Below are 18189 nucleotides of genomic sequence, written 5' to 3'. Positions count from 1 at the left end.
GCTTTCTCTTCAGGAGTAATGCCCAAGCTATGCGGGCATAACTCCTTTTGCCCACCTCCATGCGAGGTGGGAGCAAAGGGATCAGGATGCGATGCAGGAGCGGAGCGTTCGCCTTTTGAACCTCGGTGGCTTCCTTGCCCTAATCCATTCAGGCCACCGAGGAGCAACAGCGACCGAAAGCGCAACTTGAGCCCGCCAGCGACCTTGCCTCGCACTCACCCTTTTACTGATCCAGCCGTAATCCCCTGAATGATATACTTCTGCATCAGCAGGAAGAAAATAATAATCGGCATGATACCGAGCACAAGTGCCGGTAAAGCCAGATCCCACTGCTTCGTATATTGTCCGAAGAGCGCAAAGGTCGCAATGGGGATCGTACGCAAGTTAGAACTTTGCAGGATCAGGGATGGGAGCAGATAATCATTCCAGATCCAGAGTGTGTTCAAAATGATTACGGTTACATACATCGGTTTCATAAGCGGAAATACGATCCGGAAGAACACTCCGTAGGCAGAACTTCCATCCACACGAGCCGCTTCCTCAATCTCCAGTGGGACGGATTTCACAAATCCGTGGAACAGGAAGACAGACATCGGTGCCCCGAAACCGAGATAACAGATGATGAGTCCGCCAAGGCTATCGATCAGCCCGAGATTACTGGTTACAGTAACGAGGGGAATCATGATAGACTGGAACGGAATCACCATGGCGGCAATGAACATGCCGAACAAAATCCGGTTGAACCGGGTATTGCTGCGGACCATTCGGTACGCTGCCATGGAACTGATCAGTACGAGCAACAGATTGCTGACCACGGTAACGATTAGCGAGTTCATCAGCGCAGACGGGAAGTTAATTTTCTCCCAGGCGTTCGCATAATTGCCCCACTGGAATACTTCCGGCCATGCAGCCGAATTGGTGAGCAGATCACCGAAGGTTTTGACCGAATTCACGAACAGGAAGTAGAACGGAACCAGGAATAAAAGTCCAATGAGCACCATGACAATCTCGGTTAGAATGGTACTTAGGCGGTAATTTTTCGTCGTCTCCATTAGGCTTCTACCTCCTTGCTCTTCGTCAGACGTACCTGAATCATAGTGATGATGGCAACGATTACGAAGAACACGAGTGCTTTGGCGGTTCCGATGCCATATCTGTTATTCACAAAGGCTTCATTGTAAATATTGAGTGCAACCGACTCTGTCGATCCGAATGGTCCACCTTTGGTCAGCGACAGATTGAGATCGAACATTTTGAACGACCAGGAGATCGCCAGGAACAGACAGATCGTTACACCCGGCATAATGAGCGGAAGAATGATGCTCCGCAGTACCTGCCAGCGACTTGCGCCATCAATCTCGGCAGCTTCCAGCAGATCAGGGGATACATTCGTCAAGGATGAGATGTAGATGACCATCAGATATCCTGCGGTCTGCCATACAAATACAATCACGATTCCCCAGAAGGCGGTCGGTTCGTCTCCCAACCAAGGAAGGTTGAAGAAGGACCAGCCTGTTACATCGCCTACTGCTGAAAACCCTTTCACAAATATGAACTGCCAGATAAAGCCGAGCAACAACCCACCGATCACGTTAGGCATAAAAAAGATCGTACGCAGAATGTTTCTCGTCTTCAGCGGTTTGGTCAGGAAATACGCCAGGAAAAAGCCAATCACATTGGTCAGTACTACACCAACCACGGTGAAGCGCACCGTAAACCAAAATGCCGTTTGGAACTTGGGATCATTCGCAAAAACATGCACGAAGTTATCAAACCCTACCCAATTAATGTTCTCGGATACCCCGTTCCAATCCGTAAAGGAATACACCATGCCAAGCAGGAAAGGGACCACGATGATGAGAATAAAAAACACGATGGAGGGACCCACGAACACAAGCTGCTGTAACAGCTGTGAAGATTTGCGATGCTTCATATCGTTCTCCCCTTCTATAGATGGATGAAATTGGTCTCTTTTTCTATTAAACCCCATTATCACCGAGGGAAACACCGACCCTTGTGAACAGATGGGGGTAAAATATTGTCCTCTCTTAACCTGCAACCAGAAGGGGTGTTCCGATGTCGAGATACTACAGTATACGCACGAAATTAATTGCCTTTATGCTCATTGCTACTACACTTCCACTGCTCGCGTCGATCAGCATGACGTTTATCCAGACCAAGACGGCCCTGCGGGAACAGGCTGTTGAAGAAAACAAACGCCTGATCTACCAAGCTTCCACGAATCTCAATAACTATGTAGATAACGTGGCCAGAGCGTCGCTCGCTGTGTATAACGACCCGAACTTTCTGCGTAACCTGGCGAAGATTCCTGGGGATTATCGTGCGGTGGCCGAAGTGTACACTACTTTGCAAACGATCCGCGCTGCTGTGCCGGATGTATTTCAGCTGTATTTGCACTCTTTTGCTGCAGATCAATCCACTTTAATTACGAACCCCTTTCCGAAGCGGGAGGAACGCAAACAGGCCTATTCCGACTCGCTTCATGGAAAAATGGGCGGTGGCAGCTCAGATATCTGGGTGGAATCGGCCCATATGAGTCACACTTACGGATTCAAGGCTGCCTCCCCCGATGACCCTGCAAGAACGGTCATTACCTTACATCGAGTGATCAAGGATATTCCGTCCACCGAGCGTCTGGGTGTGCTCGCTATTGATCTGAATATGAATACCATTGCAGCGATAACCGGCAGGCTGTATGATCCGGCTAAGGAACAGATCTATGTTGTGGATGGACAGAATCAGATCATTTACCAGGGACGTTCTGAGGTCAATCATACTGAATCATTACGAGATGAAACGGCTAGCGAACTGAATATTGCACGATCTAGCGCTGGTACAGCCCAGAATGTCGCAGGACATTTTGAACAGGATCGTTCCATGTATGTATACCAGCAGCTTGGCAGCACGTACGCCGATTGGACCATCGTCAAACAGATCCCGAATGAGACGTTATATGCCAGAGCGACCACACTCACGTGGAATAACGCGCTGATTGCCATCGCGGCACTTGTATTGGTCATTGTCGCAACCTTGTTCATCTCGATCCGAATCACCGGTCCGCTCAAGCAACTCATGCGGTATATGAACCAGATTCAAGCCGGGCGTCTGCATGTGGATATCCACCTATCCAGCCGTGACGAATTCGGGGTACTCGCTCGTCATTTCCGGGATATGATGGATACGGTAAATAACCTGATTTTGCGGGAATATCGACTGGAAATCGCCAATAAGACCAATCAGCTCAAAGCATTGCAAGCGCAGATTCATCCGCATTTTCTGTATAACACACTGCAATCCATCGGTACACTCGCCCTTCAACAGCAAGGACAGCGGGCGTATACCCTACTCTCTTCCCTGTCCAAAATGCTGCGCTACAGCATGCGGGATCAGACCTGCGTGACTTTACGCGAAGAGGCGGAGCATGCACGATTATATCTGGAACTGCAACATGAGCGGTTCGGTGACCGCCTTGAGGTGGATTTGCATTTTGCCGAAGATACCCTGTCTGTCGAAATGCCAAGAATGACGTTACAGCCTTTAATTGAGAACTATTTCAAACATGGGGCAGATATTCAGCCAGGCAAAGGCCACATCTCCCTATCCAGTCGCCGGATTGATGATCATTGGATTGAAATCGAACTGAATAATAACGGACCCTCCATACCTGAAGCTAAATTACTGGAAATCCGAGGATGGCTGCATCAAAGTCATACAACAACCGGGTTATCAACACAAGAGTCCGACGAGTCTGAATCCATCGGTCTACGAAATGTAATACGCCGACTTCAATTGAACTCATATCCCGGTCACTCAGCCAGACTTGAGATCAGCAATCGGGAACCAAATGGTGTGAAGATCAAGGTTAAACTATACGCGGGAGAGTGAACAACATGAAGGCACTGCTTGTAGATGATGAAAAACATGTCCGCGATGCCATAAGGTTGCTTGGTCATTGGGAAGACTTTGGTATTAATACGTTACTTGAAGCTGCGGACGGGAATGAAGCCATAGCTTACATCACGGCACATCAGCCTCAAATCATTCTCAGTGACATGCGTATGCCGGGCAAGGACGGTATGGCATTACTTGAATGGATATCCGCTCATGCCCCACACTGCAAGGTGCTGGTTATTAGTGGATATGATGATTTTGAACTCGTGAGGCATGCAATCAGGCATGGTGGTATGGACTACCTGCTGAAACCCGTGGAAGAAGACGAGCTGAATGCCTCTCTATTGAAGGCCGTTACAGCCTGGGAAGAAGAGGACGCCATTCGGATACAATCCACCAGGCAATCCATTGTCGTTAATCGAATGCGCCCCCACTATCAGGATCGTCTTCTTACCGAACTTGCCGTCGGAAGAGGCAGCAGTCCATCACACATGCAGCGATTGCAGGATGAGTTGAATCTCCCCTGTCCAATCCCTGTCTGTCATGTCGCTGTCACCAGCCTGTCCCATCTGGATGCAGATTGTCTGGCAAAATACCGCAGTCAACCAGATCTGCTTGTGTTCTCGGTACTCAATATCTGTGCCGAGATGTTATCCACACCAGAGGAAGGCGTAATGTTTCGCCAGTTGGATCAACCGGACGAGATTGTTTTGCTGCATTGGGGTCCATCCACTTCATTGGAACATATTCTGGACAAGGTCAATCATGGATTGGAGCAAACGATTCAGCGTCAGCTTCATTTTGGCATCTCCACCTGTGAGTCTTACCCCGGCGGAATCTCAGCAGCCTATCTGGAAGCAAGTTCAAGGTTGTGGCGACGTAATGCTGTGCAGACCAAGCAGCGAATCCATGCTTCTGTTGAATCATCGAATGGGAATAAAAGTCGGCGTTTAACCGCCCATGAAGAGCCCATGCGTATGGCAGCGATGAGCTGCCGGGCTTCCAGTGTATCTGCTGCGGTCGCCGAATGGCTTGACCCGATTACTGACCTTGAGGTTGTCAGTGCCGAGCAGATCCAGCAATGGATCGATGAGCTGGAATGGATGCTGAGCCGCTGGCTTGATGATACGGCAGATTTGCCATCCAAAGAGGAGGAAGTGACGGAGGAGCAGTCTATTCCCTTTGCCGAGTTACCTTTTGACGCTGAAGGACTGTTATCTTTCCCCCTGCTTCGTTCCTTGTTGGAACAACGGCTGCTTGCAGCCGGAAAGGCGCTCACTGCCCATCACCCCGCCAATCCTGATCCCATGAGTGAGATTGCACGTTATATGGACGCCCACTATCAGGAAGACCTTTCCTTGCAGCAGATTGCTGCACGTTTCTACCTGAGCCGGGAGTATATCTCACGCAAATTCAAACAGCAATTTGGTCTGAACTGGTCGGAATATCTGGGTAAACTGCGAATTAACAACGCCAAGATGCTGCTGCAAAATCCTTCCCTGCGAGTCGCCAAAATCTCGGAGATGGTTGGATTTCAGGACGAAAAGTATTTCAGCAAAGTGTTCAAAAAAATGGAGGGCATCACACCAGGGGAATATCGAAAAACAGTATTGCAGGCTTAAATGTAACGAGTATTTGATCCGAATTAAAAAGAGTACTCCCGGCATGGTCCATCGGAAGTACTCTTTTTAATTTTACTTTTACAGAAAATAGCCTAGATCATGACGACTTGTTGGCTCTTTCTTTTCTAAGATAGGATACGCTCCGAAAGATTGCGGCTACAGCTACACCAAAGTAGAGATAATATATTTTATTTCCCGTTGTATGAGCTGCTATGGAAAAAAAGATAACAATGAACGGTACAAGTATAATATCCAGGTAGAACATGATCTTCCGATAAGTAGGGATACTCATCTCCCCCTTTGATTTACCAAAAATGGTTTTATTGATTATATTAGATCATAACATAGATACACCCTAGTACGCTCACCGATCCCGCAAAATCACCGCAGGTACAAGTCGAATGTAGATTAGCTCCCCTGCAAGCTCCACTATCGTCTGTGTAACGATAACAGCCGCAGCTATGGTTGCCCATTCTGGAGGGAGTGCCAGCGCTAGCGGCAGAACGACCAGCGAATTCCGTGTGGCTGAACTGAAAATCAACGCCCGCCCTGCGCCTGTATTTAATCGAAACTGCTTAGCAATGATTCGGGATATCCAAGGCATAATGATCATAAAAGCAACGTAGATCGGGATCACGTTCAAAATGATCGTCATATCATTGTAGACTTTGCCAATCTGGGAGGCGACAACCACGATCAGCGCAAGTGCCATCATCGGAACCGGGAGCCATGCCGTGGCGTTCATGACACGCTCCCCGCTCACTTTACCTCTTGAGAAGACTTGCGTAACGACAGCGAGCAACAGTGGAATAACGATCAGGAACAGAAAAGCCTCCACGAACGGCCCAACCCGCATGACCTGCGCTACCTCAGCACCCATCAATAACCATAAATAAAACGGCAACAGGATCATTTGTATAACAAATAAAAGGGGTGTTGCCGCGAGCATCAGTTTCTCATTGCCCCTACCGAGCTGTGTGAACACAATGACGTAATCTATACAAGGCGTTAACAGCACCAGATAGACTCCGATGAGAACGCCAGGTGATTGCGGAAAGACCAGTGTAAGCAACCATACGACTACAGGTACAACGATAAAATTAGCCACCAGTAACGCGCCCATAAATCGCAGGTTGGACCAGGATTCTTTTAACTGTAGAAAGGGAATCTGTACGAACATGCTATATAACAGAATGGCAAGTATTGGAGACACGGTGTAGCCCAAAATATTCCCCCATGCCGGATTACTCAGCCCTACCGCTGCTCCTACGAACAGTGCAACTACATAGAACCAAGTCTGCTGCTTCTCCATCGTTTCTCTCGAAAGCATTCTTCTCCTCCTCCGTTGGACATGTGGGACATAATATCGTGTGGACATATTCCTGCTTCGCTTCGCGTACATTGGGACAGAGTACCATTCCAACGTAGCGGCAAAGCACAAGAATTTGAAAGGTCATCTTGTGAATTTTTTGCGGCTGTTATTAGAATGTACGAGAACTGGGTATATTCATTGTAGACTGACCCGTGGTTCATTCATTTCGTTAAACCAAGGAGGAAACTCAATGTCACGTAACAATCCGTACAAGTGGTTAAACGCCATTGGTTTTATCGCTGTAATTATCGTGAACTACCTTTCCAACGCTCTGCCAATCGGAGGCAAGACCAACAAAGAAGTATCGGATATGTACCCTGTGCTGCTCACACCTTCAGGCTATGCCTTCTCTATATGGGGTCTGATCTACCTGCTATTAGCAGGGTTCGTGATCTATCAGTTCGTGCCCGCTTCCTGGAAAAGGAATTCGATTACCAGTCTCGGGTATTGGTTTTTGGCAAGCTGTGCCTTCAATGTAGCATGGATTTTTGCTTTTCAAAACTTGCAGACCGGTCTCGCTTTACTGATCATTGTACTGCTTCTATTGTCTCTGATCGTGCTGTATGTAAAAACACGCACCATTACTGTTCCGACCACTGCTGAGATCTGGCTTGTAAAACTGCCCTTCAGCATCTATCTCGGATGGATTAGCGTGGCAACCATTGTCAATGCAGCGGTGCTGTTATATAAAATAGGCTGGGATGGTTTTGGTATCAGCGAACCGACCTGGACGATCATCATGCTGATTGTCGGTATGGTGCTAGCTGTTCTTGTTAGCTTCCGTTATCGGGACAGTGTGTACCCACTTGTGTTTACATGGGCGTATATCGCCATTGCACTTAAACAAAAGGATGTCACTTCCGTATATTATACGGCAATCATCATTGCGATCGTACTGGCCATCTACGCGGTATGGCTGTTCTTCGCCCGTAATCAGGATCGTGATTAAGATTTCCCCCTTCTATATAGCGCTTAAATATAACGCAAAAATGCAAAAAGCCGATTCTGGTCATTGGACCTGAAATCGGCTTTTTATGTATACCGGCGCGAGTGTAGGTTGTCCTATTTCAGGGCAATAACTTCAATCTCCACCAGTGCATCTTTTGGCAAACGAGCAACTTCCACTGCACTGCGTGCAGGATAAGGCTGTTCGAAGAACGTGCTGTACACTTCATTCACAGGAACGAAGTCGTTCATGTCTTTCAGGAACACCGTCGTTTTCACGATTTTATCCATACTTGTACCCGCTGCTTCAAGGATAGCCTTCACATTGCTCAAAGACAGACGTGTCTGCTCCTGTACATCTGCGCCGAACTCTCCCGTTTGAGGATTCAGACCAAGCTGTCCGGAAGTATAGATGAAATCACCCGCATCAACGGCTTGACTGTATGGACCAATGGCGCCTGGCGCCTGATCGGTAGAGATTGGTTTTTTCATGGACGAGTTCTCCTTCATGTTCGTTATCCTGCTGCCACAAGGGGTCAGGGTTCGAACTCATTTTTGTTGCCTATTATACCACGATCTACCTCAAGCGAGAAACGCCCCTCCCTAGCCACATGAAGCAAACAGCTAGTTTAAAGGTTTCTTAACCTCCGTCCACACCAAGAACATGAATGACATCATTCGGATACACGTGGTTGCCCTTGGTTTGCACCAGCGCAATATTCGTCATGGCCTGTGCAATGGTTGCAGCGTGGACCGCCCGGTATTTGTCCACTCTGCCTTTCATCCAGCGATCCAGAAGCTTCATCGCATGAGCAGCCATCTGTTCACCTAACCGTTTCTCGTTTCGATCTCCCAGGATTAAGGACGGGCGGAAGATATGCAATGACTGAAAATCGATATCGGACAATGCATCCTCCATTTCCCCTTTGGTCCGACTGTAAAAGACTCGGGAACCTGCGCTCGCTCCCATGGAGGAGATCACAAGCATCTGTAATACTCCATGCTGCTTCGCAATCGTAGCTGCACGAACCGGGTAATGGTAATCCACCTGACGGAAACTCTCCTGACTGCCTGCTTTTTTGATCGTGGTACCCAAACAACAGTACAGGTCATCGATTCCATCGAATAAGTGGCCTTGGCTCTCCAGCTGTTCCCAGTCCACCACATGCTGTTCCAATTTGGGATGCTGCAACTCAAGCGGACGTCTAACCAGAACGCGAACCAGGCTGTATGCCGAGTGCTCCAGCAGATTATGAACCAGTAATTCGCCTACAAGCCCGGTGGCTCCAATCACCATGGCTTTCCGTTCGAGACGATTCAAATACATCCCTCCACTTCGCCATCGTTATATTAAGTCATACGTGATCGTTTCTATTTTAACAGTACACGACGTCCAAGGGTAAATGTAAGAACCAGCATCACGACACCAACCCCCACCTGAAATCCGTAGGCAGAGATCCAGGCCAGTGCATCGGGCCAGGTTTCCATCTTTTCATACAGCCAGCCGCCCATCAGCGGCCCAAGAAACGAGGTCACTCCCGTCAGAGCCGAATACACGGCGACAAACATCGGTCTTTCGCTTTTCGGTGTATCTCCAATCGTAAAGTTAAATGCCAGCTGATTGAATCCACCTACACCGATCCCAAGGAAGATATGAGATAGAAAGAGGGCGATCAATACAGGCATGAACGACATTAATCCCCACGACAGACAGGAAAGTGCAATGACAGGCAATGTCCAAAATAAAAGAGTTTTGTTGCTGAATCTGGCATTCAGATTGCCCCAGACATAGAAACCGGCCATCATAACCAGCGTCTGGACTACCGTGATCAGGGACACGGTCTGATAATTAATATTCAATAGATCCAACATCACATAGGAATAAAGCGGAACAATCAAGGTCTGGATCAATAACCAGACAGCCAGGAACAGCGTTGCTTTAAGAAAAGAACGATCTTGAAACGGCTTAATAAACATCCGCCAGAAAACCTTTTCGGTAGAACGTTCAAAAGGCAGGTCCGGATAGAAGAAATAGATGACTGTATTCGCGATTGCACAGAGCCAAACCGGAATAAATAGTATCAAAAAGCCCATTTCTCCGGGATAACGATCCAAAACAATGCCGCCTGCGAATAAGCATACGCTTCCAAGTGCATTCAGGATCGTATTTCGAATTCCAAAATAACGCCCTCTCACCTTGGCAGGTACGATATCACCAATCAGTGAAGTCCAGATCATGCCGCCGATGGTATTCGATATAAAAGCAACCGTATACACACCAATATATACGCTTACCCACCACTCTTTGGGAAATATAAACGGGATCAGTCCCGTCGCACTCCATAAGATACGATGTGTGCCCACAAATAGCAGCAGCATGCGTTTTCGGCTGCGAATACGCTGCATCCAGTAAGCTGCTCCGATCTGGGCAATGTTCACGAACGTGGTAATCGCGAGCACAAAGCCGATATGTCTCGACCCGGCCCCAAGGTACAGCAGAAACCCGGTTAAAAACGGGCCTCCCAGCAATGTCTGTAAAATAATTGCCGGTACACCCTCCCATGTTGCAATCGATAAATTCGTGCGTTGTGTCGAACCCTTGCGCCGTGGTTTGCTTGCTAACGGGGGAGGGTTAACGTTGACCGTCTTCTGTATGGGGATACACTCCTTAGACCGGGTCTCGAACGCCGGTCGATGCTAGTTGTCACCCCAAATTCTACTCACGGCGCGAAGGTTGTCAACTCATTTTTTCACGGTTCAACGGAAGATAGAGATGGAAGGTGCTGCCCTTGCCTTCAACGCTCTCAAGTTCAATCGATCCTCCCAGTAATCTGGCCAGATCCCGACTGATCGAAAGACCGAGTCCAGTCCCGCCAAACTTGCGGCTAATCGATCCATCTGCTTGCTGAAATGCTTCAAATATGGAATGATGCTTGTCCTCAGAAATACCAATGCCTGTGTCCTGAACGGAGAAAACGAGCCATCGATTCTGAATACCTGCATTCTTAATCTGCTTGGTGCTTACGGTCAGCGTGACCTTCCCCCGGTGAGTGAACTTGATGGCATTCGACATCAGATTCCGCAAAATCTGTTGAACCCGCTGAGGATCAGACCAGAGTGTCTCGGGCAGTCCTGGCTTTTTATCCATTTGCAACTGAATACCTTTTTTCTCGGCAACCAGCTGAAAGTGACTCATGGCATCTTCTGTAAGTTGTGCGACACTGATATCCTCCAGTACAATATCCAGCCGTCCCGCTTCCACTTTGGACAGATCCAGAATATCGTTAATGAGCGTGAGCAGTTCCTGGCCAGAGTGATCAATCATGGTGGAAAAACGTACAATTTCTTCCTGATCCATCGTATCAGCGTTCTCACTGATCATCTGGGCGAAGTTAATGACACTGTTCAGTGGTGTACGCAGCTCATGTGACATATTTGCCAGAAATTCCGATTTGTATTGTGAGGCAATCATCAATTGTTTCGCTCGATCCTCCAGCACAATCTGGGCTTTCTGTAACTCTTCTTTTTGCACAGACAATAGCCTGTTCGTACTCTGGATAAGCAAAATGCGATTCTGTTCATTCTGAAAATCACGTAAAATAAATGCAAACATCAAACTGAGCGCAATACCTGTAGGAAGCGTATACGGCATAATGTGCGAGAAAAAATATGTAGCCGGGATTACCCCAAAAATAGCTATGCCTATACTATTAGATACGTTGACGATGAGTATCACTAATATGCCTTTACTGATTAGTCTAAAGTTGCTGCGTCTCATCCATATATTTAAACCCGCACATATCAGGCCAAGAAGAGACATATTAATTACCGCTGCTACAGTAGCATCCGTGATGCCAAAAGTCAGCCTCGACAGTCCAATCCCGACACCTACGATAATTACGCTATAGGGTTGTCTATAGGTTAAAACGGCAACAATTAAAGGGACATAACGAAGATCAAAGACTACTTCATCGGTAAGTTGAAGGCCAAAAACCGTGCTGATCCAACCTGCAAAAATAAGGACAAGCACGGAGCTGATCTGCTTCATTCGGGAAGAGATACGTATTACGATATATTTATAGAACACACTAGCAAGATAGGCAATCGTTATAAGCATCCCCATATTCAATACGAACATTTTTGAAAATTGCATTCACTCACTCCTGTTGTCCCGACTTTACTGGCCAAATTACCTTCGTCCGTATGTGTTTCTATCATATCATGCCCATTGAAGCTTACGCATTCCTTCTTCGTCAAAAAAATACACAAAAATACACAAATCAGGATTCAATTTGTGCGCTGGACGTAGTAGAATATATTGTTGTTTAAATTTGAATTAGTTATTTGCTGGGGTCATGTTCGTCGGAACATGAATGAAAGGAGAAAGGTGTTGTGCATTTGTTAAAAAGTAAATCCTATTGGCTGTCACTAAGTTTAATGCTGTCTTTGGCCGTCATGGGGCTGTTCTACGATATTTTAAATAGTCCGGAACGCGGGTTCGTAGTGCTTGATTCCTCGCTTGACCGGATCATTCCCTATGTGCCTGCCATGTCCATTCCATATTTGGGCTGGTACCCGTTTGTATTCGGTGTGCTCGCTTACCTGTGTGCCAAGGATCGCCTGACGTATTACCGCGTCTTGTTATCCATGAATATCTGTGTCTGGATCTGTTATCTGATCTACTTCAACTTTCAGACCATGGTACCGCGCCCTGAACTGACGGGTACAGGCTTGGGCGCATCTGTTCTCGGATGGCTCTATAGTCAGGATCGCCCTTATAATTGTTTTCCAAGTATTCATTCTCTTCACTCTTATCTCGTTATGCGTGCCGTTCTCTCGGTTCCAAGCATCCGCAAACCCATCAAGATTCTGGTGGCCGCCGGGGCAGCAACCATTATAGTATCCACGCTAATGATCAAACAGCATGTGATCTACGATGCCCTGGGTGCAGTCATACTTGGCGAATGTGTTCTCACCATCATAACTGGCCTTGCTCAATACCGAAGACGCAGAAAAGAATCGAAGTGGACAGAGGGGATCAGCTGATCCCTCACTTCGACGGTTTCTGAATGTGCTGTTGTCGTCTCCATTCATCAATAAACAAACCTGCAAAATAGGGATCCCATTGGGTCCCTTTTCCTTCTTCCAAAATCGTTAGCGCTTTCTCGTGACTCATTCCATTCCGGTATGGTCGATCAGACGTCATGGCATCAAAGGCATCCGCAACCGCAATGATGCGGCCAAATAGCGGAATCTCATCGCCTGCCATTCCATCCGGATACCCTTTGCCATCGTATCTTTCATGATGGGATCGTACACCGGGCAGAAAGTCCGCCATGGCATCAATGGGTTCAATCTGGAGCAGAATGCTCTCCCCCTGCACGGGATGTGTCCGAATAATTGCGAATTCTTCATCGCTTAGTTTTCCATCCTTCAGCAACACCTCATCAGGTATGCCGATTTTCCCGATATCATGGAGCAGGGCTGATTTGTACAATAAATCCGCCTGTTCTTCATCCATTCCGCTCAGCTTGCCGATCATCAGCGAGTACTCTGCCACACGCATGGAATGCCCTGCCGTGTATTTATCTCGGGCGTCCAATGCAGCCGCCAACGTAGAAAAATAACTTTGCAGCAGCTGCCGATTACGTTCCTGTCTCATCTCAAGCCGATTAATCATCATATTGAAGCCGGAGATCAACGCCGAAAATTCATCCGCATACAGATCCGGGGCTCTTCTGCCAAGATCTCCCCCTTGAATCCGGTTCATCTCATGTGTCAGTTCAGCAACCGGATCACGAACATCCCGAATCAACAGCCAGCTGCCAACCAGTGCAAACCCAGCGCCTAGAATGACGATAAATACACCCCACAGGATGTACTCTTTTGCAAACTCACTATCCATATACTGAAGCCGAATATATGTAGCCAGGAAAAACAAAAATAAAGGAAATAATCCGATCAGTGCCGTACTTAGCTGAAATTTACGCTGAATCGACACCAGGATGCGTCCTCCCAGTGAAGGTTCCATCCCATACTGGACTTTGCCTCGATGACGAATCTCAAGCAGCAAGGGTCTAACTGCCCGCACCGTCAGATAATACTCAATCAGTGCATGCATGACGGCGATCAAAATTGCACACGCAGCTGCCACCACAACGTACCCATAAGGGAACTCAAGCCACCCCGTGGATATCATCCATATTGTTAATCCGGCTGCCGGAATTGAAAAACCAAGCATGTGCGGACCCATAATCCGATATATGGTCTGTCCGGGGAAACGATGAACACTCTCATACATGCGGTTCAGTTCATCTTTCTCGTGATGCTCGGAAGCGAAAAATTGCCTTATGGGTCCAAGCTGCGCCCACAGTGTAATTAATTCTGCAACAAGCATGAACAAGAGTGATATCAACACAATGAAGATGAGTCGAACAAATTGAATATTGGGTATCTGCAAGGTGGATACCATAACCATTGTACCGACAACAAAAACAGCTGCCAGTGAACCGATCAGATAATTGCGTAGCAGACGAAAAATAAATGAACGGTATACTTCCAACTGAACCCCTCGCTCTCTATGTGCAACCAGTTCTCCCTTGATGTCACGGGGAGATTAAGGGTATAGCCTCCTATTTGTTTATCGGTTATTCAAACCAAAAAAATTAATAAAATCTGCTGATTAGACACCAAAACTCCATCTATCGAAACGTTTCAAAACATTTGACCCTTTCCGCGGTAACTTGGTGGCAATCCGGACAACAAGAAAAGGCCGCTCCACGAAGGAGCAGCCTTTTGTGATATGTCCTATATCTATCCTTTGATCTTGGCAGCCAAAATCATGGTACCGCGCGGCTCATCTCCCATGGCATCCGGTTCAAGCGTGATCGCAACCGTATCATAGTCGTTCGCCGAATCCAGTGTGTAGTATACCGCTCCCGTGCCGTCACGACTAAGGAAAGTCCCCGCATTCTGAGGAGTATCTCCCTTGATCAACCAGACCTGAAATGCCTCGTTGCCTTCCAGGTTCGGCAAGTTCTCAGCCTGCACAACCAGGTGAGTGCCCTTGCTATCAATAACGATGGTTGCGAGACCCTGAGCTACAATATCCTGCGTTGCAGGATTAAGCTTCACTGCCTCGCCCGTCTGCATGCCCTGTGCAGGTTCCAGAGCTGATGCCAGCTGCTCCTGCAGCTGTGCATTCTGCGCCTGTGCCTGCACCAGTTGCTCTTGCGTAGCCGACGAGCCCGCCGCTTGCTGCGTCAGCGAGTCGATCTGGCTCTGCAGCTGCGCCGTGTACACGCCCAGCAACAGTGCCGCTGCCGCAAGGGCGGCACTGGCTATGCGCCAGGCGCTGCTGCTGCGCGCACGCGCGCGTGCTTGAGGCTGCCATGGCTGTGCCTGGGCAGCCTCTTCCACCCGGGCCGCAGGCTCCGCCGTTACCGGCGGCAGGCCTGGCCCGGGCTGCGCCGCACGTTCGTGCTGCGGCGCAAGGTCCTCCTGAAGCACCACGGGTGCTTCAGGCTCTGCAGGAGCAGCCGCTGGCTTCGCCTCGGCGCTCTCCTGCACATGTCCGAGCACGTTGCCCAGCACACGTGCTCGCATGCCAGGCGGCGGTGCTACAGGTTCCGCCGCAAGTGGCAGGAAGCCAGTCACTTCCTGCAATTCCCTCACCTCCTGGCGACAAGGTTCGCAATTGGCCATATGCGCTTCAAACGCCGCCACTTCCTCTGCTTCCAGTCCGCCCAGCACATACATCGGTGCCAGATCAGACCACTCCTCATGTCGTTCTATCATGGATGTATGCCCTCCCTTCCCGCGTCCGGATGCAATTCAGCATCGGCCAGCAACTTTTGGAGCTGCCGCATGGCAAGCCTGACACGGCTCTTTACTGTACCCAGCGGAATCCCGAATCTGCTGGATACTTCCTGCTGGGTTAATCCCGCATAATAAATCGATTCGATAACTTGTTGCTGATCACCGTTCAACTGGGACAACGCCTCTTTAATCCGGGTGCCTTCCCATTTACGTTGTACTTCTTCTTCCGTGTTCGTATCTTCATCGGCATAGGCCGCCAGTGTCTCGTGTTCAACTGAAGTAGCCGCTACCCCTTTTGATTTCCGCCTCAGCATGTCCACAGCAATGTTACGCGTAATCGCAAACATCCATGTGGTCAGCTTCCCCTGTGAGGCATCGTATCGTTCAGCATTATTCCAGACCCGCAGGAAAAGTTCCTGAACGGTCTCCTCTGCCGTCATGGGATCACCAACAATCCGGTAGGCAAAAGAGTATACCGCTCGCTCATAACGGTCATATAAAAGCTCCAGTGCGGAAGCATCTCGTTCCGCAATCTGCCGCATTAACCTGCTGTCCTCCATCGATTCAGTCATGCGAGGGCCCCTTTCTGTTTCTTCCCTCTTATTATAACCTACGCAGAAACTTTTGAAGAGGATTACCTCTATGGAGAAATAGTTTGAAAAATTTTCTGTATCTTTTCAAACTAACCTTTCACCTTCTAACTTAAAAACAGTCCAAAAACATGTTGCTCTGTTCGCGGCTTTCCTTTTTATTGCAAAAAATTACAACCTGTGGTATAGTATAAGAGTTGTATCAAACAACCTCATATGATTTCTGTCTTCTTTAAACCCCGGAATATTTTCTTCATGCTGCGACCGCAGCGAATAAGTACAATCAACCTATGAAGATTGAAGAACCTGCATAACAATAACCCGGTAGTACAGAGTTTCACAAGATGTTCCCATTCACACTGGCGCGGTCATCGGAGCCGCAAGGACAAAAGAGAGGTAGGGCTTTTGTTGTTTTGGATATCACTTATTCTTGAGAAGATTGAAAACATACACAAGCACCCGGAATTGGGTTCCGGGTGTTTATCCATGTCTACATACACATTTCAGCATCATCTACATACTGTCGGACATCGTTCCTTCATTGAGCAAAGTCTCTCCTTCCGCTTATCAGACGCTAACGCATTCTGCACACCTTATATTGAGATTTCTGTGCTATGTAAAATCTAACGAATCTCAGCCACGTTAATCGATATCAATTTATCAGTATAGGCTCCAAACATGCCCAGATTCAGATAATAAGATGTCTACGATTCGTTAAACGTTCGAAATGCCCTGAATTCATCGAATAGAGCCTGGGAGTTCGTTAAAGAAACTGCTCCCGCAACAAAAAAGGAACAACGCAGGATGAATTCCTACGCTGTCCCTCTCTGAATCATCAGGAACGTTACGCCCCCTCATCAAACTCAGGGTTTGACTTAGTCTAGAGCTTTCTGAACCAGCCCCTATCGTAATGATCCACATTCAGCAAAGCCGCGTTGCACTGACAACTTATTAGATAAACATGGTTTTGGAGATAATAACCAGCAAGATGAACAGTACGAGGATCGTACCCATGGAACCCCAGCTTCCGCCGCCATGACCATAGGAAACTCCACAACCGTGGTGATAACCGTGCATCATTGGAGCCTGATTAGGCTGGTGTCCGTAACCATAACCCATTGGCATTGTTCCGCAACCATATCCGTGCATCTCGTGACCTGTGTATTGATATCCATACATGTGCTCATGTCCCCCCATATGTCCGTATACGTGCCCCTGTCCGTTCGGTGAGTTTGGTTTTACTTCGCTCATTGTTCATTCCTCCTTAACATTTGCCTACACCCCTAACCTATGTATTTAGCCTAACTCTGGACCGGGCTATTGCCCTCATTTTGACAAAATGGGCGTTTAGCCGTTGGGTGTGCTTCCCATGCTTGTCCTCTACAAAAAAAACCCCACCGGTTGCCCGGCAGAGCTCGCCATATTATACCCAGAAAGATTTAGTGATGATTACGAGAAGAATGAACAGAACCAGGATTGCTCCAGTCGATGTCCAGCCGCCGTATCCTACGCCTTCAACTACTTTGCTCATGCAGAACCCTCCTTTACGAATATATTAGGGTCCAAACGGTTTATTAGATCAAGAATGCTTTAGAGATGATGACCAACAAGATAAAGAGAACCAAGATCGCGCCAGTCGATGTCCATGCGCCGCCGTATCCACCTACTACTCCACTCATGTAAACCCCTCCTTTGATTTGAGGTACAGTTCACTATATGCACCAATTACACATGGGACCGGGCTCAGGCCGAAAATGGGCGGCTCTTTTTTCCACAGATTAATCTCTCCTTGCACATATACACAGGGTTAGTTCTTAAGTCTGAATGCGATATTCCACTGTGTTTAACTCATAAGTAAATCTCACAGTTACCTTAGTAAAGTTAATGTACTATCGTCCAATAAGATTACCCATACGGTATATCATTAGAT

The 18189-nt window shown here is 47.9% G+C and carries 17 protein-coding genes; 4 read left to right on the top strand and 13 right to left on the bottom strand.

Going from position 1 to position 18189, the window contains the following annotated elements; translation table 11 throughout:
* Positions 1-215 precede the first annotated feature (215 nt).
* Both NYE45_RS02815 and NYE45_RS02810 read right to left on the bottom strand, forming a co-directional pair.
* Positions 216-1052, bottom strand: a complete 837-nt coding sequence (locus NYE45_RS02815; protein WP_062837301.1) for a carbohydrate ABC transporter permease — start codon at positions 1050-1052, stop codon at positions 216-218.
* Positions 1052-1933: a sugar ABC transporter permease gene (locus NYE45_RS02810; protein ID WP_036607341.1), complete on the bottom strand. Its 882-nt coding sequence runs from the start codon at positions 1931-1933 to the stop codon at positions 1052-1054. Before NYE45_RS02810 ends, NYE45_RS02815 begins: the two co-directional genes overlap by 1 nt.
* Positions 1934-2076: 143 nt before the next feature.
* Between NYE45_RS02810 and NYE45_RS02805 the strand changes: the two genes are divergently transcribed.
* Positions 2077-3906, top strand: a complete 1830-nt coding sequence (locus tag NYE45_RS02805) for a sensor histidine kinase (protein WP_340015487.1) — start codon at positions 2077-2079, stop codon at positions 3904-3906.
* A 5-nt stretch (positions 3907-3911) separates the two neighbouring features.
* Positions 3912-5534 carry a response regulator gene (locus NYE45_RS02800; protein ID WP_340015486.1) on the top strand — a complete coding sequence of 541 codons (1623 nt, stop codon included), beginning with the start codon at positions 3912-3914 and terminating at the stop codon, positions 5532-5534.
* Positions 5535-5898: 364 nt separating this feature from the next.
* Here the strand turns inward: NYE45_RS02800 and NYE45_RS02795 are convergent, their stop codons facing one another.
* Positions 5899-6864 carry a bile acid:sodium symporter gene (locus NYE45_RS02795; protein WP_340015485.1) on the bottom strand — a complete coding sequence of 322 codons (966 nt, stop codon included), beginning with the start codon at positions 6862-6864 and terminating at the stop codon, positions 5899-5901.
* A gap of 232 nt (positions 6865-7096) precedes the next feature.
* Between NYE45_RS02795 and NYE45_RS02790 the strand changes: the two genes are divergently transcribed.
* The gene (locus NYE45_RS02790) at positions 7097-7855 is read left to right on the top strand and encodes a tryptophan-rich sensory protein (RefSeq protein ID WP_340015484.1); all 759 of its coding nucleotides are present in this window, start codon (positions 7097-7099) and stop codon (positions 7853-7855) included.
* Positions 7856-7968: 113 nt separating this feature from the next.
* Here NYE45_RS02790 and NYE45_RS02785 read toward each other — a convergent pair whose 3' ends face one another.
* The 4 genes from NYE45_RS02785 to NYE45_RS02770 all read right to left on the bottom strand — a co-directional run bounded on the left by NYE45_RS02785 (position 7969) and on the right by NYE45_RS02770 (position 12004).
* Positions 7969-8343 (bottom strand): RidA family protein, encoded by a 375-nt coding sequence (locus NYE45_RS02785; protein ID WP_017690870.1) that lies wholly within the window; start codon positions 8341-8343, stop codon positions 7969-7971.
* Positions 8344-8491: 148 nt separating this feature from the next.
* The gene (locus tag NYE45_RS02780; RefSeq protein ID WP_340015483.1) at positions 8492-9178 is read right to left on the bottom strand and encodes an oxidoreductase; all 687 of its coding nucleotides are present in this window, start codon (positions 9176-9178) and stop codon (positions 8492-8494) included.
* Positions 9179-9222: 44 nt separating this feature from the next.
* Positions 9223-10380, bottom strand: a complete 1158-nt coding sequence (locus NYE45_RS02775; RefSeq protein WP_340015482.1) for an MFS transporter — start codon at positions 10378-10380, stop codon at positions 9223-9225.
* Positions 10381-10588: 208 nt separating this feature from the next.
* Positions 10589-12004 carry an ATP-binding protein gene (locus NYE45_RS02770; protein ID WP_340015481.1) on the bottom strand — a complete coding sequence of 472 codons (1416 nt, stop codon included), beginning with the start codon at positions 12002-12004 and terminating at the stop codon, positions 10589-10591.
* A 239-nt stretch (positions 12005-12243) separates the two neighbouring features.
* Here NYE45_RS02770 and NYE45_RS02765 point away from each other — a divergent pair, with 239 nt between their 5' ends.
* Positions 12244-12897: a phosphatase PAP2 family protein gene (locus NYE45_RS02765; RefSeq protein WP_340015479.1), complete on the top strand. Its 654-nt coding sequence runs from the start codon at positions 12244-12246 to the stop codon at positions 12895-12897.
* A 4-nt stretch (positions 12898-12901) separates the two neighbouring features.
* Here NYE45_RS02765 and NYE45_RS02760 read toward each other — a convergent pair whose 3' ends face one another.
* The 6 genes from NYE45_RS02760 to NYE45_RS02735 all read right to left on the bottom strand — a co-directional run bounded on the left by NYE45_RS02760 (position 12902) and on the right by NYE45_RS02735 (position 17938).
* Positions 12902-14413 carry an HD domain-containing phosphohydrolase gene (locus tag NYE45_RS02760; RefSeq protein ID WP_062837288.1) on the bottom strand — a complete coding sequence of 504 codons (1512 nt, stop codon included), beginning with the start codon at positions 14411-14413 and terminating at the stop codon, positions 12902-12904.
* A gap of 251 nt (positions 14414-14664) precedes the next feature.
* A complete protein-coding gene (locus tag NYE45_RS02755) occupies positions 14665-15648 on the bottom strand; it encodes an anti-sigma factor (protein WP_340015477.1) in 984 nt (327 codons plus the stop codon).
* Complete coding sequence (locus NYE45_RS02750) at positions 15645-16241, bottom strand: sigma-70 family RNA polymerase sigma factor (protein WP_340015476.1); 597 nt, start codon at positions 16239-16241, stop codon at positions 15645-15647. Before NYE45_RS02750 ends, NYE45_RS02755 begins: the two co-directional genes overlap by 4 nt.
* Positions 16242-17210: 969 nt before the next feature.
* Complete coding sequence (locus NYE45_RS02745) at positions 17211-17510, bottom strand: hypothetical protein (RefSeq protein WP_340015474.1); 300 nt, start codon at positions 17508-17510, stop codon at positions 17211-17213.
* Positions 17511-17682: 172 nt separating this feature from the next.
* The gene (locus NYE45_RS02740; RefSeq protein WP_201028111.1) at positions 17683-17790 is read right to left on the bottom strand and encodes a sporulation protein YjcZ; all 108 of its coding nucleotides are present in this window, start codon (positions 17788-17790) and stop codon (positions 17683-17685) included.
* Positions 17791-17833: 43 nt separating this feature from the next.
* Complete coding sequence (locus NYE45_RS02735) at positions 17834-17938, bottom strand: hypothetical protein (protein WP_017690880.1); 105 nt, start codon at positions 17936-17938, stop codon at positions 17834-17836.
* Positions 17939-18189 lie beyond the last annotated feature (251 nt).

The organism is Paenibacillus sp. FSL K6-1318 (genome assembly GCF_037976905.1).
Lineage (GTDB): Bacteria > Bacillota > Bacilli > Paenibacillales > Paenibacillaceae > Paenibacillus > Paenibacillus amylolyticus_A.
Note: the sequence above shows the minus strand (reverse complement) of the source record. Positions and strands in the feature narration are given on the sequence as shown.